12 protein-coding genes are annotated in these 14,903 nt (G+C 42.7%); 5 read left to right on the top strand and 7 right to left on the bottom strand.

The features are described from left to right. Positions 1–52: 52 nt before the first annotated feature. Complete coding sequence (locus C509_RS0113825; RefSeq protein WP_033370132.1) at positions 53–856, top strand: YihY/virulence factor BrkB family protein; 804 nt, start codon at positions 53–55, stop codon at positions 854–856. Here the strand turns inward: C509_RS0113825 and C509_RS0113830 are convergent. Then, positions 843–2,426: a bifunctional metallophosphatase/5'-nucleotidase gene (locus C509_RS0113830; protein WP_018707515.1), complete on the bottom strand. Its 1,584-nt coding sequence runs from the start codon at positions 2,424–2,426 to the stop codon at positions 843–845. The genes C509_RS0113825 and C509_RS0113830 overlap by 14 nt on opposite strands. A 96-nt stretch (positions 2,427–2,522) precedes the next feature. After that, positions 2,523–3,449 (bottom strand): S66 peptidase family protein, encoded by a 927-nt coding sequence (locus tag C509_RS0113835; RefSeq protein WP_018707516.1) that lies wholly within the window; start codon positions 3,447–3,449, stop codon positions 2,523–2,525. Between the two features lie 165 nt (positions 3,450–3,614). Between C509_RS0113835 and C509_RS0113840 the strand changes: the two genes are divergently transcribed. Further along, entirely contained in the window at positions 3,615–4,370 is a 756-nt protein-coding gene (locus C509_RS0113840; protein ID WP_018707517.1) for an AAA family ATPase, read from the top strand. A 76-nt stretch (positions 4,371–4,446) separates the two neighbouring features. Then, positions 4,447–6,051, top strand: a complete 1,605-nt coding sequence (locus tag C509_RS0113845) for an acetolactate synthase large subunit (protein WP_018707518.1) — start codon at positions 4,447–4,449, stop codon at positions 6,049–6,051. A 460-nt stretch (positions 6,052–6,511) separates the two neighbouring features. On the opposite strand, the gene C509_RS0113850 is transcribed toward C509_RS0113845, so the two are convergent. Then, a complete protein-coding gene (locus C509_RS0113850; protein WP_018707519.1) occupies positions 6,512–7,066 on the bottom strand; it encodes a hypothetical protein in 555 nt (184 codons plus the stop codon). Between the two features lie 185 nt (positions 7,067–7,251). Between C509_RS0113850 and C509_RS0113855 the strand changes: the two genes are divergently transcribed. Both C509_RS0113855 and C509_RS0113860 read left to right on the top strand, forming a co-directional pair. Then, the gene (locus C509_RS0113855) at positions 7,252–8,637 is read left to right on the top strand and encodes a M28 family peptidase (RefSeq protein WP_018707520.1); all 1,386 of its coding nucleotides are present in this window, start codon (positions 7,252–7,254) and stop codon (positions 8,635–8,637) included. A gap of 184 nt (positions 8,638–8,821) precedes the next feature. Then, a complete protein-coding gene (locus tag C509_RS0113860) occupies positions 8,822–9,841 on the top strand; it encodes a DUF1646 family protein (protein WP_018707521.1) in 1,020 nt (339 codons plus the stop codon). 40 nt (positions 9,842–9,881) lie between these two features. Here C509_RS0113860 and C509_RS0113865 read toward each other — a convergent pair whose 3' ends face one another. From C509_RS0113865 to C509_RS0113885, 4 genes are all read right to left on the bottom strand, one after another. Then, positions 9,882–11,267 carry a leucyl aminopeptidase family protein gene (locus tag C509_RS0113865; protein ID WP_018707522.1) on the bottom strand — a complete coding sequence of 462 codons (1,386 nt, stop codon included), beginning with the start codon at positions 11,265–11,267 and terminating at the stop codon, positions 9,882–9,884. A 23-nt stretch (positions 11,268–11,290) separates the two neighbouring features. Beyond that, the gene (locus C509_RS0113870) at positions 11,291–12,196 is read right to left on the bottom strand and encodes a DUF1002 domain-containing protein (RefSeq protein WP_018707523.1); all 906 of its coding nucleotides are present in this window, start codon (positions 12,194–12,196) and stop codon (positions 11,291–11,293) included. Positions 12,197–12,208: 12 nt separating this feature from the next. Further along, positions 12,209–13,228: a SepM family pheromone-processing serine protease gene (locus C509_RS0113875; RefSeq protein WP_245542482.1), complete on the bottom strand. Its 1,020-nt coding sequence runs from the start codon at positions 13,226–13,228 to the stop codon at positions 12,209–12,211. Between the two features lie 849 nt (positions 13,229–14,077). Next, entirely contained in the window at positions 14,078–14,860 is a 783-nt protein-coding gene (locus tag C509_RS0113885; protein ID WP_018707526.1) for a cobalamin-binding protein, read from the bottom strand. Positions 14,861–14,903: the final 43 nt, after the last annotated feature.

Consider the following 14,903-nt stretch of genomic DNA (forward strand, 5'->3'; position numbering starts at 1 on the left):
TGGTAAGGGAATAATGTATATTGAAACAGGCTCAAACCAGGGGAGGGTGGAAATGAGGTTCATTTTGGATATTTCCAAACGTTTTTTTGTAGACCGGTTCCATGATCAATCTGCCCAAATGGCCTATTTTTTCATGCTATCCATTTTTCCATTTCTTATCTTTGTCCTTTCCATTCTAAGTTTTTTACCGATTTATTCTACAGATGTGTTGTCTGCCATCGAGCAGTTCGCTCCCAAAGGAAGCTACGCGCTTATCGAAAACAATGTCATCCTTATTTTTGATAGACAAAGTACAAGGCTCGCCTCATTCAGCTTGATCGCCTCCTTTTGGATATCCTCCATGGCTGTCCAGTCTCTTGTAAGGGCAATGAATGATGCGTACGGTATTGTTAGAAAAGAAGGGTTTTTCTTGGCTCTGGGCAAAGATTTATTTTTAACAGCCATCCTGATGGTCACTTTGACTATCTCACTTCTCGTACCCATCGGAGAAGAAATTGGGCGGGTTTTCTTATCCTCCCGCCTTGATATGCCTTTCATTTTTTATGAATCTTGGTTCTTAATCAAATGGGGGATCGGCACGATCTATTTATTTTTTTTCTTTATGCTCATTTATAAATTCGTGCCAAGTGGAAATATCCCTTTTTCATCCGTTTTGCGGGGAGCAGTTTTTTCAACTGTCGGCTGGCAGTGTGCATCTATCGGCTTTTCGTATTACGTGTCTTATATCAACTATTCACAACTGTATGGACAGCTCGGGAGCATAATCGTACTTATGATCTGGTTCTATTTAACAGCCGCCGTCTTGCTGATCGGAGGCTTGATCAATGCTTCTTACATTAATATTAATCATAAATGACTTTCCAATTATAATTTACAGTGGCTTTCACCGTTTTCTTCCTAATAAAATAATTGGCGATCAACTCGGACATATCTATTTGAATTTCTTTAATAACGGGCCTTCCCTGGTACATGAAATATTGCCCGCCGCCTCCCGCCCGATAATTGCTCATGACAACCTCATATGTATGGTCAGGCAGTACGGGAGCACCCTTATACTCGAGTTTGATGACCCTTTTCCCTTCCGGCTTGGAAATATTGAGTATATAATCGATTCCTTCCCACATGTCATAATTATAGTGCTGGGGCTTGGGCGTGGTAAATGCGGGGTTCACTTCTATTTCGTTTCCGTTATATTGCATGAAATAAGAAGCGGAACGCTCTAGTGCATCTCTTATGTCTTTACCCGAGATCCGGACTACCTTCAGGGTGTTCGGATATATGTAGTTTGAAACAACATCGCGCATCGTCACATTTGCAGGAAACCCCGGAGATTCATTGTCAAAAAGAGCTGTAGTTGAAATATCCACTCCAGCAGCTTCCATTTGTACCTTGTTAATAAATTCGATCAGCGCATTGTCTTTCAATCTGATTTTCAGGGGATCCTCCACCAGCATATTCCCTTCTATTTTGCCGATCGGCTGGTCCAGCCATGCCTGGGTACTTCTTTCGTATATTTGAACTTTATCAAGCAGAGCCTGATCCTCCGGCACCCCTTTTACTGATAAAAGTTTGGAACGTTTACTGATTGTCATCCATTTCCCTTCAATATTTTCAAGCTCCAATACTACCTTTCCAAGAAAAGCTCCTGAACTGCCCGGTTGAAGCACAATCACTCCGTTCAGTTCTGTTCCATATATTTGCCGGTGTTGGTGGCCAGTTAAAAGCACATCAATCCCCGGCACTTCCATGCATAGGCGATAACCTTGATTTTCCCTTGTGATTTTTTCAATTGGCTCACCTGTATCCAAATCCCTTTCAAAGCCGCCATGGTATGACACAACAACGATATCGGCCTGTTCTTCTTCTTTTAATAAAGGCACCCATTTTCGGGCAGTTTTCACAGGGTCATCAAAGTGTATCCCCTCAATATTTTCCGGTCTTTCCCAATATGGTATGTAGGGAGTTGTTAATCCCAATACAGCAACTTTCAAATCATCAGAAAACTTTTTTACCGTGTAAGGTTTACCAAAATAAGGAGTTTGATCAGCCGCATTTAAAATATTGGCTGACAGCCAAGGATAGTTTGCCTGGTTTACAGCAGCTTCCAAGTTCTTCATACCGTAATTGAATTCATGGTTTCCAAACACTCCGGCGTCATACTTCATCTCGTTTAATACAGCTACCATAGGGTTTGGCAGTTCTCTATTTTCATCCGAACGGACATAGTGGTAAGTCAGCGGCGTTCCCTGGATCAGATCGCCGTTATCAATTAAAAGGACATTGGGATTACTTTCACGTTCTTTTTTTACAAGGGTCGAAATTTTACCCAATCCAACATCATTATAGGTATTCGTTCCATAATTGATTGGAAAGATGTTTCCATGGATATCACTTGTCTGCAAAATCACCAAGTTTGTTGTCGTCATTGATAGCGCCTGCTCCTAACTTATTAAGATATTAGTGAAAATTACGAATTAACCATTATCTTATAATGGATTAATATAGTATGGCAAGGACTCAGCTTATTGTATGATCCCCTCTTTGATCACCAATTCCTCCGTATCGGCATCTATTTCTATGAATGCCCCAAAAGGCAGGGATACCATCGGAATGCAATGTCCTGACCTTACATTGAAAAGCACAGGCTTTCCGAACGGTTGAAGCATCTCCTTGAATAAAACTTTTATGTCTAAATTTGAAACAGATTGACATCCTGTCCAAGTACCGAGGATAATCCCTTCCGCTTCTGAAAACTTTCCTCCTAGCTCCAGTTGGGTCATCATTCTGTCCAACTTGTACGGCTCCTCATTTATATCTTCCAGGAACAAGATTTTTCCCTTTGTGTCTATTTCAAAAGGTGTTCCCATCAAAGCGGAGATGAGACTCAAGTTACCCCCTGTCAAGATCCCGCATGCCCTTCCAGGAACTATTCCCTCCATTCTTTCTTCAGAAGGATTACTCACTTTCCCCAATGGAGTATGACCTTTCAATAACTGGTAAAGGTCCCATTTTGTGAATGGATCAGCATCAACCAGATCAGAAGCGGGCATTGGACCGTGGACTGCTGGAATTCCGCAGTGCTGTAGAAGAAAAATATTCAAGGCAGTGATATCGCTGTAACCAATGAACAGTTTCGGATTGTTCTTAATCATTTCCCGATCGAGAAACGGCAAAATCTGCGGCGAGCCATACCCTCCCCGCAAACAAAAAATCGCCGAAATTTCCTTATTTGAAAACATGTTGTTCAATTCCTCTGCCCTCTTTCGGGGCGGTCCTGCCAAATAGCCCCTATATTCCATCCGGCATGTTTTCCCAACTTCGACTTGTACCCCCCACTCTTCCAATGCCCAAATTGCCTTTTGCAATTTTTCTTGGCTTACAGGCCCTGCGGGTGCCATTAATCCGACTGTATCATTTAGCTTCAGTGCCCTTACCTTTTGTATTTTCAATTTCATCACCCCTATTGAAATATTGATGATGTCGATTATTCCCGAGGAAATACATATAGCGTTGTCGATTATTGCCGGGGAAATATTATTAAGGTATTTCTTTATCAAATCTTTGTTCTTTATAAGGTAAGATGAAAGAAACATCTTATTTTGGAGTGGATAAAAATGAGGTTGAATGACTCTAACCAATATATTAAAAGAGTCGAATTATTGCGTGACCAAATCCCATTAAAAAAAGAATATCCCTTTTGCCTTCCAGCAGTCGAATCTCTTTCGGAACTCCCGTTACACCCACAGATAACGTACTTTGTCGGTGAAAATGGAATGGGGAAATCAACCTTATTAGAAGCGATCGCCATCTCAGCTGGATTCAATCCCGAAGGTGGTTCTTTCAACTTCAATTTTTCAACCCATGACTCACATTCGGAATTGGAACAGTATCTTCGCCTGATAAAAGGTGTTCAAAGGCCAAAAGACGGGTTTTTTCTTCGGGCAGAGACTTTTTATAATGTAGCCACAAATATTGAGCAACTGGACAGTGAATCGGGCGGCCCGCGTATCATTGATCAGTTTGGAGGGGTTTCTCTACACGAACAATCACATGGAGAGTCATTTTTTGCCGCCTTCACAAACCGTTTTAAGGGAAAAGGCCTTTATATTATGGACGAGCCCGAGGCAGCCCTCTCTCCTTTAAGACAATTTTCAATGCTGTCCAGGATCCATGAGCTTGCTCAAACGTCCTCCCAGTTCATTATTGCGACACATTCCCCTATCATCATGGCTTATCCCGACGCTCTTTTATATGAGTTCACCAAGAAAGGAGTAAGAGAAACAACACTGGAAAACACAGAACATTTCACTCTCATGAAACAATTCTTTGATGATAAAGATCGAATGCTATTTCATTTATTTAATAAATAGAGGGATTGTATTCATATTTTTACTACCGTTGACCAAACCTAACTGGTAATCTAACTTTTTTCAATGGGGGACCATCATGAAAGCGACCGATGTACTGGTAAAATGTTTGGAAAACGAAGGTGTGGAGTATGTCTTTGGATTTGTAGGGAAAGAGAACCTTGACCTGATTGAATCGATTTCCCAGTCAAAACAAATTCAATTTATTCCGGTCCGACAGGAACAGGGGGCAGCGTTTATGGCAAGTGTTTATGGAACCCTTGCCAAAAAGCCAGGAGTGTGCACGGCTACATTGGGTCCCGGAGCTGCAAACTTGTTAACAGGAGTGGCAACAGCTCAACTCGATGGTTCACCTTTAGTAGCCATTACAGGCCAGGCTGGATTGAACAGACAGCATAAGCAATCTCATCAGTATATTGAGATGGTCGCTGTCATGACCCCCGTGACTAAATGGTCTGCACAAATCAAAGAGGCTTCTGCAATACCCGAAATGATTAGGAAGGCATTCAAAACCGCGAATGAGGAAAAGCCCGGGTCCGTATATCTTGAATTGCCTGAAAACCTCGCACTGGAACCGGTACCACCAAGGCCTTTGCCAATCACTAGTGAGCAGTCAGTTCTTCCTTCACATCAAGCTGTCCAGACTGCCATCTCCTGTCTAAATCAAAGTGAAAAACCGTTCGTAATCATTGGTCAAAAGGTGATAAAACAGGATGCTTGTGAAGAATTGCTCAACTTTATTTCCAAACTTCAGGCTCCGACCACTCACTCCTTTATGGCAAAAGGAGTGATTCCAAAAGATGCTCCCAATAATTATTTTACGTTCGGATTCAATGAAAATGATCTAATCTTATCAGGAATTGATGAAGCTGATTTATTGATTTCCATAGGGTTTGACAAAGTGGAAAGACCCCCAAAAGAATGGAATCGCAAGCGAATTCCCGTCTTGCATATCGATTCGCAGCCGGAAGAGCCGGATGAATATTACCCTACTGCGGCAACGGTCGTTGGGCACATTAAACAGTCGTTGGAAATACTTAATAGTTTTGATGTCCCCCCAAAAAGTTGGATCCCTTCCGGCAATCTGAAACAGAAAATGCAGCAGTCTTATCAAATCGCATTAGAATACCGCACTACAGAGCAAATGTCTTTGACGATAGAGAATGTACTGCACATAGTTGAAAAGTTGTCATGTGACAATACCATTGTAATCTCAGATGTAGGAGCACACAAAATATCAATTGCGCGGACATACCAGCCCAAAAAGCCAGGGAACCTGATCATTTCAAACGGGCTTGCTTCCATGGGCATTGCAATTCCTGGGGCGATTGGCGCCAGGCTCTCCCGACCAAATGCCCCTGTTATTTGCATTACCGGAGACGGTGGTGCATTGATGACATATTCCGAGCTGGAGACAGCAAAAAGGCTTGGCCTTCCCTTGATTATTATTGTATTGAACGATCAGGTATTAAAACTTGAACAGCAAATGATGAACAAAAAATTCGGAAAAAGTTTTGGTGTATTTTTTGAAAACCCGGACTTTCTAATGCTCGCCGAAAGTTTCGGCATCAAAGGATTTAGGCCAAAGACTCTGACAGATTTTGAAAAAATGCTCCAGTCTGAGATTTCAACATCGGAACTTGTTTTGATCGATATACCGCTTGACCATGGGAAGAAAAAATAAGCGGATAGTCCTGGTGAGATCATCCTTGCCATGATCTAAAAGGAAAGCATCCCTGAAGGCTTGTCCAATTATTATTACTTCTCAACCCTGTTTTTTTAAAGGAGAAAAGTGCCCGGCTGGATTTTTATTTAACGACACCCTATGCAGCCTCCCGAAATGTTCGAAACCAATCTTCTTACTCTCCCAGTTATGGTCTTTGTGGAATTACTGCTTTGGATCCGTCAATGGAAACTTTCATTGCAGCCCTCAGAAACAACGACCCTGGAACATTCGGGAGAAACGAGTCTTCCGCAATTGTACATCGTACCTCTTGTATCAATATGATAGTTATTACCGTATCAAAACCGAAAACAAGAGCTTAGAAAGCCCACTCGATCTAGTGGTATAACTTGCCGATTTTTCACCTTATCCTCCAACAAAAGGACCTCTTGATCCAAACACTGAGTAATTTGAAAAATGACTATCCGATAATTCTAATCATCCTTTTTAACATAATCTTGCCTGCAAGTATCCAAATCCAGCTATACAGGGCTGAAAAAATGACGATGCCAACAACTGTTGACAGTTTGGGTGTTGTCGAAGCCAGCGGTCCAAGCAAAGGGAATTTTAATCCATATAGGACCGTCAGTATTCCTAAAGACAACGCTGAACAGCCCATGATATTGAGAGTAAGGTATGTACCACAAATCAAGAAGCCAACCCCAATTGCAAGGCCTAGTAACCCAGTGGTAAAAGGAAATATGATCAGTTCACTTGGGTGCGAGAATAGTAGGATAAGAATGGTTAGTACATAAGAAAGGAAGCCGAGTCGTATCGAAAATATGGAACAAAAGATAATTGGAGCAGTTGCCAGCGGACTGATGATATACCCTACCCCAGGAAATAATGCACCCGCAGATTGGAAAACAGCTGCCAATCCACTGAAAATCCCCACAAGGACTATCTTATTTGTATAAGATAGCCCTTTGCATTTATTATGTATCGAGGCAATATCAACAAAGATTGTTTTTCGCAATGGGTACAGCTCCTCTTTTCAAAATGTCATATAGTATATGACTTTCATTTTTCATTCATTCCCCTCCTATTCGCAACAAAAGACCCACCTTCATAATAGGACTATCTCCACTTCCAGAATCATTTGAATAGTTGCTACAATTAATATAGTAATATATTAATTATTCTTAGGAGGTCTGATTCATAGTGGTAATAAGAAGAAAACCATTCGCAGCTCTATTGATTGCCGCCAGTCTAGCGGTCGGAGTCCCTGCTGCTTACGCCAAGGATGCGCCCGCCCCTCCAGCTCAGGCACAAAAAGCTTTTGATAATAAAATTATCAAAAAAATCAAAGCCGACAACATGTATAATCATATTGCCCATCTTGCCGCTGAGCCCCGCGTGGCCGGGACGGAAGCGGAGTGGGAGGCCGTCGAGTATATTGAAGAGAAGTTCAATTCTTATGGTTATGAAACAGAAATCCAGCCGTTCAAGTTCGAAAACTATTATGCTCCAAAGGTATCTGTCACAGCAGGTGGAGAGACTTTGTCATCTAACAGCTTTACATATACACCTAATGGGGTAGTGACAGCAGACTTGGTATATGCAGGACTTGGTACAGTTTCAGACGTAGAAGGCATGGATCTGTCCGGAAAAATCGCCTTAATTCAAAGAGGTGAAATTTCCTTTACTGAGAAAGTTCTGAACGCTGCCAAAGCAGGAGCCTCCGCGGTAATCATTTTCAATAATGCACCAGGAGTGATAAACGGAACGCTGGGCGAGGCAAACGATGACTACGTTCCGGCCGTAGCTCTTTCGCAGGATGACGGAGAAAAACTTAAAACTGTATTGTCTGAAGGCCAAACTATTTCTGCAACAGTCAGCGTTACCGATGGCCGAATCGTTGAAGAAACATCCCACAATGTAATCGCTGTCAAAAAGCCGACACAAAAGAAAAAAGCAACGGATCAAATCATTGTTGTCGGAGCTCATCATGACTCTGTTGATGGAGCACCAGGTGCAAACGATGACGCCTCCGGGGTAGCAGCCTCCCTGGAATTGGCACGCGTAATAGCCAATATGCCGACCGACACGGAAATCCGCTTCGTCACCTTCGGTGCTGAAGAACTTGGACTGATCGGCTCTTATGAGTATGTAGATTCCCTCTCACAGAATGAGCGCGATCGGATTGTCGGAATGTGGCAAATGGATATGGTTGGAAGCAGAGATGCAGGAGAACTCGTCATGTTTACAGTTGATGGAGAGAAAAATACAGTTACAGACTTGTCAGCCGCTGCTGGAGTGAGGACCGGCACTCCTTTAACCTATGGACAGGAAGGTCGAAGCGACCACGTTCCGTTCTATGAGGCAGGCATTCCATCAGCATTGTTTATCCACAATCCTGTAGAGCCTTGGTATCATACGCCAGAAGACTCTCTTGATAAGATTAGCAAAGAAAAACTGCAAGAAACTGCAGAAATCGTGGGGGCAGCGGTTTATCATGTTGCACGCCCGGATACACCTGCACTCGAAAGAGCCAGGGTAGCTCCTAAACCGGTTGATTACGAGAAGATTGTAGGTGGAATACAATAATATAGACGGAGTTGTCTGGATGAAAGACTAATAGTAAAGCGGAGGCCCTAGCCTTCCGCTTTTTTATTTCCCCTACTTGCGACTACTCTTTAAAGTCTTCATGTAAAATTGTACTACTTCCTTATTAATACCCTTTCATATATAATAGATAATATCGAAATCATACAGAAAAGGATATGGGGTTATGATTCTAGGTTTAACTATTATATTAATTCTTGTCTTATTCTTGCCGTTTACTGTAGGTATTGTAGAAAAGAATTTGGAAGCCTTTTTATTTGTAATGGGTATCTTGGCTGCTTGGGTCAGTCATGTGTTGAACGGGGAGCTTTTTACAAAGGCGTTGGTGGACCCGATACATATCACGCTGGCTGTTCTTATTGCCGGTCTTTTGTTCAAGTGGTTCCAAGCATCCATTGAAAAAGGTATTCTCGGAATGAGCCGCGCTATCCCATCACGTTTGTTTATAGCTTTAGTTGTAATCGTTCTCGGTTTGATCTCCAGTGTTATTACTGCAATTATCGCAGCAATCGTATTAGTTGTGATTGTAAGCGTATTGCGACTTCAGCGGCAATCAGAAATCCGCCTTGTCATTTTGGCATGCTTCTCAATCGGACTTGGGGCAGCTTTAACTCCTATTGGCGAACCTCTGTCAACGATTGCTGTGAGCAAGTTGAATGAAGATTTCTTTTATTTACTTGAGCTAATCGGTCCGGACGTCATACCGGCAGTTACTTTATTTGGTATTCTTGCAGCAGTCATTGTCAATCCTGCCAGAAGCGAAGAGAGGCTCTCAGCCAGCCTTGAAGCGGAAAGCTATCCCGAAATCCTGATTCGTGCCTTTAAAGTTTATTTATTCGTCATGGGTCTCACATTGCTCGGGGCAGGTTTTGAACCATTTATTGAAAGATATCTGCTTGGGCTCAGCCCGCAAATCCTATACTGGATCAACATGATTTCTGCTATATTGGATAATGCGACATTGGCTGCGGCTGAAATCAGTCCACAAATGAGTGATACGACTCTCATCTCTATTTTACTCGGGCTGCTTATCAGCGGTGGAATGCTTATTCCTGGAAACATCCCGAACATTATTGCAGCGGGCAAATTAAATATTACAAGCCGAGAATGGGCACGTTTCGGTGTTCCAGTAGGCTTGATTGCAATGGTTCTTTACTTTATCATCATATTGATTTTCTACGTGTAAAAATCAAGAAAAACTCCTGGATCCCAGGAGTTTTTTGTTTTTAGCTTGAGATTTCTACTGAAAAGTCAGCCAGCAGACGTGCTCCGAAGCCTGTCGCCGACTTTGGATAATAACTTGTTGCATTACTGCTTTCCATGACACCGGCCATATCCACATGCAGCCAGTTTGCCCCCTCAGGTACAAAACGGCGCAGGAAAAGTGCAGCGGTAATCGCACCGGCTTCACCTTTTGAGCTGATATTGCACAAATCTGCATAATCACTATCCAAATAGCGGTCATATTCATCAACTAACGGTAGAGGCCAAACCCGGTCGCCGTTTCTTTCACCAATACGTTTCAATTGAACAGAGAGCTCTTCACTTCCAAATACACCGGCTATTTTTGATCCAAGTGCATTGGCTACCGCTCCTGTTAACGTTGCTATATCGACGATGTACTCCGCTCCCATATCCCCTGCCCTGATTATCCCATCTGCTAAAATTAGCCGCCCTTCCGCATCAGTATTGCCGACTTGTACAGTCAATCCATTTTTATAACGGATAACTTCGGAAGGCAGGAGGGACGAATTGCCTGGCATATTTTCCACCATTGGTATGAGGGCTGTTACATTCACTTTTGCCCCGGACAAGGCCAATAGTTTCATTGCTCCTGCAACGGCTGCCGCTCCGCCCATGTCCATCCTCATATCACTTATATCCCGTCCACGTTTCAGGCTGATACCGCCCGTGTCAAATGTAACGCCTTTTCCAACAAGGGCAATTAGAGGCTTGCTCTCATCCCCCCGATAAGTCAATTCGACAAAAGCCGGATCGTATTTGCTCCCTCGGTTCACGGCCAATAACCCGTGCATCTCCATTTTTTCCAGTTGCTTTTTTCGGAAAATGTGCACTTCAACCTTTTCATTCTCAAATGCCTCCTGAAGGACTTCCGGAAACGTTTCAGGATTTAAGACATTCGGCACTTCATTCATGAGATCCCTTGAAAACGATACGGCTTCCGCCCTTATTCTCCCATCAAGGATGAATGGTCCTACATTCTCGCAATCTTCCAATTCCAGCTTTGTCTGGAATGGTGTTTTCTCAGATTTATATGTAAAAAATTGATAGGAACCAAGGTGCCATCCTTCCACAAATGCTCGGACAGTTTCTCCTTTTTCCAAAGAGGGAATACCCCTCGACAATTCATCGATACTTAAAAAGGCTACATCCACTTTTTGGGAGCTTAAATGCCTTGCAATCCCCCCTGCCAAATGGCGTATCTCCTCATATGTCATTTTCTTTTTTTTAAACGGCCTGATCACCGTATAAAATTTCCCGTCAACCCACACAGGAATGAAGTCGCCATTACCATTTTCCATATATTCCGTGATAGCAGTTTTGTGAATTAGTTTGTTCCCGGAAAATAAGATATTCGTCTTCACTGGCATCCACTCTCCTCTGTAAAAAATTGTTATTTAAACAAATTGCGAATGGAATCAAACAGGTTTTGGAAAAAATTCGCAACACTGTCCCAGAACCCTTCATCTCCAACAACCTTTTCCAGCTTCCCTTTTATATCTTTTGAAATATCTTCAAGTTGCTGCTTCACATGGTTAAAATCAATGTCCAAAGAGCGCATTTTATCAAACAGATCAATCAGCAGCTGGCGGTCCTGTTCACTAAGTTCAATACTCATTTTGTCCAACTGTTCCTGAACGATTTTTTCGACCTCTTCTCTAGTAGCAGGATTTTGTTCCGCGATCATTTTTTTAATCTCGGTTAACAGCTCCGTTACCTTTTCATCGCTCAAGCCTTCTTTATCCGCCAATTCTGTTGCCAATTCCAGCTCTTCATTTGCAACCTCCATACGGTCTTTATCAAGGACTTCCCCTTTGCTCTCATAAGCTTTATAAATTCCGACCAATGCGGAATGGCCTGTCACTTTTACAGGTGACGCTACCTCCACATTCGCATTTTCCACTCCCGCTGTCAAAAGGGCATTGGCATACATCTCAGTTGTGACCTCAGTAATGTTTTCAGGGGTGACAATCGTAACAACCAGTCCATTCCCCTTCTCTTTTAATGTAATTTTTGCCGATGAAAACATTCTGGAATTTGGATTCCCATTGATTAAGCGGGCCAAATCCTTCGCAGTGACTGTAATTTCATCGACATTTTGCGGATTATCCACTTTGAGAAGCTTTCTGACTTCGTCTTTCTGTTGAGCTGTAAGGGTTTCACCGTATACCACAATCGGGACTCCCAGCTTTTCATTAATCACATCATCATTTTCGGCGGATGCTTGTCCCTGCCCGAAAAAAATAAGCCCAATACTCAGAATCCCTGCTAAAAACAGTGTGCTTATTCTTTTTAACATGTTGATTACCTCCTATGACTTCGGAGGAAGCCTGTCTAAATAATCTATAGCTTCATCCAATGTTTTAACCGGTACTATTTTAACGTCATATCCATACTTTTCAGTTTCAGCTTTTACTTCTTTTTCATTTGTATCGCTCGGAAGAACATCCATCGGACAAAAGAATATGTCCATTCCAGCTTTATCAACAGCTGCAATCTTCTCAGCTATACCGCCAATTTGACCAACATTTCCGGCCTTGTCAATTGTACCAGTTCCGGCTACCTCATATCCTTTGGTGATATCCTCCCCTGTCACCTGCCTGTATATTTCAAGAGAGAACATCAGACCGGCTGACGGTCCTCCAATATCTCCTGCCTGAACATTGACTTTCCGGCCAGTCTTCACTTCTACGTATTCCTCAAGGCCGATCCCTATACCAGGCTGTGAATTTTTCCCTGGCAGCAGAACAAGCTCCACCTGCTCCTCTTTCTTTTCCCCATCTCGGGTAAAAACAACACTTACTTCTTCTCCTGGCTTTTTTTCTTTAAAATAGCTGAGCAAATCCTCGGTTACTTTAATCTTTCTCCCGTCAACCTTCAATATGATATCGCCCGCTTCGATTATTCCTTTTGCCCTTGAATTTTCGCTTATATTCCTTACAATCATCCCATTGGGAATTACCTGTACCTCTTCGCCTGCCGCCTTTAACCCGGCGGTAATGGCATTTTCTTGGGATGATTTCATCAAATAGGCCAGCCAGCGATTATACTCCTTGTCAGACATATCACCTTTCACAACGTGTGACCTCTGAATATCAGTATGTGGTGCAAGCAATCCGTAAGCCAAATAATAGATATTGCTGGCCTTCACGGACAGAACAGTTGTCAAATATAGATGCCCTTGCTCAGCCTTCTCCCCCTCTTCAACCGTTACCTTTGAACTCAATTCCTCAACAGAACCGGGCTGAAATAAATAAAAAGGTGTAGGAATAAACAATGTGACAGCGAATATTAAGCATATTACGATAAGTATTCTTTTTTTTCTTGTCATCTGCGCATCATATTTCATGGCTTATGTCTGGTTCCTTTCTGCTGCAGCGCTGAATATGTGAGCCGCAAAGCTTAATATTCCCATCCATTATTGATATTGTACTTTTCAAATGCCATTATTGTCTATGTATTTACATGACTGGAATATGGAAAGTGGTTATATGAAATGAAAAAAGCTTACCATTTATTTTTATCTTGGGGACGTTTATAGTGGCTATGGCTGAGTTGATTATTCCTGATTTGTTGGAGTTTTTCATACAAAAGAATCGGAAGTCGAATAACTGATTACAACCTACGCCGTCCCATTTGCAGTTGACGCTCCGTACTTACAGAGGGGACATCCCTTTTTGTAACCAGTAAACCAATGGGACTCTTCTATGAGCTTAGTGCAGCTAATGTATTCGGGGTTCTTCTCGGTACTTTCATCGGGATTATCTTACAAATGGCGGGCCTACCGGGGGACTGTCCTCGTTTTATTGTCTGTTTTTATTCATACTTTTCACATTGCCTTCCATCGAGGCAGATAATGCTGTGGAAATCATTCATTTTACCTCGCAAACCTGTTAAAAAATCGGAAGATATCCGCTTTGTTGATAATCACAACACTGTGATTTGCCACCCATTATATTGTTTATTCCGGTATCAGCTCATTCATGTCGGGAACCGGAGATTTGTTTATAAACCTGAATATGTCCGCATTAAACATAGGAATCGGACCCGACACATTTTTTCGGAGACATCATTTTTTCCGTCCGAATATCCGTATACTGCTCTGCATATAACCGAAGGGATGACCGTTGCCCCTCTTGTTTATTAAAATGGGTCAACCCCCATTCAGCAGCAAAGAATTCTACCGCAAAGGAGATTGACCCGACAATGTATCAATGAGTTTATCCAAGCCCAATAACAACCTCGGCGATGGCCTGCAGTACAGGGAATCGCCGAGTACATGCACCCGATTGTTTTGAACAGCTTTGAGCTTTTCCCAGCCAGGCCGTTTTTTCAGCAATTCTGGCTTGACCTTTTCTTTTTCAATGCCTACCCAGACCATGCATATATGGTCCGGGTTCCTTTTGGCTACTTCATCCCAATCTGTTTGAACGTTTGCCTTCGGCTCAGATTCAAAAATATTCCGGCCTCCCGCAAGTTCACTGATTTCTGTCAGCCAATTGGGCCCTCCCGGTGTGAAAACGGGTTTCGGCCACCACTCCCAATAGATCGTAAAATGTTCTTTCCTCTCTTTGGAAGAAATTCGACTTTGGCGGATTTCTTCCCTGAAATGGGCAGCCCTCTCTTTTCCCAATTCAGAAAAACCGATTGCTTTCCCGACCGTTTCAATATCACGGGCAATTTCCTCCAAGGAATTAGGATTAAGAACAATGTGAGGGATGTCCCGTCTGCTGAGTTCATAAATGTTTTTCTCCATCCCCGGGACACTGAGAGAGGCAATAACAAGATCAGGCTGCAAATCCTCCACTTTATCCATGTTAATCGTAAGGTCTGGTCCTATTCTTGGCAGCTCATTTATACTTTCCGGCCAGTTGGAATAATCGTCTACCGCGACGAGCAGGCTTTCCTTCTCCAAATAACCGATGACTTCCGTATTACTCGGACACAACGAAACAATCCTCATATAAGTAACTCCCTTCGGGCTACTTCTTTCCGGCTTTCACGGG

It is taken from the genome of Siminovitchia fordii DSM 16014 = CIP 108821 (assembly GCF_000374565.1).
In the GTDB taxonomy this organism is placed as follows: Bacteria; Bacillota; Bacilli; order Bacillales; family Bacillaceae_C; genus Siminovitchia; species Siminovitchia fordii.

Coding starts and splice junctions, on each gene's coding strand:
- C509_RS0113825 (WP_033370132.1), top strand. CDS start 53: ATGAGGTTCATTTTGGATATTTCCAAACGTTTTTTTGTAGACCGGTTC.
- C509_RS0113830 (WP_018707515.1), bottom strand. CDS start 2,426: ATGACGACAACAAACTTGGTGATTTTGCAGACAAGTGATATCCATGGA.
- C509_RS0113840 (WP_018707517.1), top strand. CDS start 3,615: ATGAGGTTGAATGACTCTAACCAATATATTAAAAGAGTCGAATTATTG.
- C509_RS0113845 (WP_018707518.1), top strand. CDS start 4,447: ATGAAAGCGACCGATGTACTGGTAAAATGTTTGGAAAACGAAGGTGTG.
- C509_RS0113860 (WP_018707521.1), top strand. CDS start 8,822: ATGATTCTAGGTTTAACTATTATATTAATTCTTGTCTTATTCTTGCCG.
- C509_RS0113865 (WP_018707522.1), bottom strand. CDS start 11,267: ATGCCAGTGAAGACGAATATCTTATTTTCCGGGAACAAACTAATTCAC.
- C509_RS0113870 (WP_018707523.1), bottom strand. CDS start 12,196: ATGTTAAAAAGAATAAGCACACTGTTTTTAGCAGGGATTCTGAGTATT.
- C509_RS0113875 (WP_245542482.1), bottom strand. CDS start 13,228: ATGACAAGAAAAAAAAGAATACTTATCGTAATATGCTTAATATTCGCT.
- C509_RS0113885 (WP_018707526.1), bottom strand. CDS start 14,860: ATGAGGATTGTTTCGTTGTGTCCGAGTAATACGGAAGTCATCGGTTAT.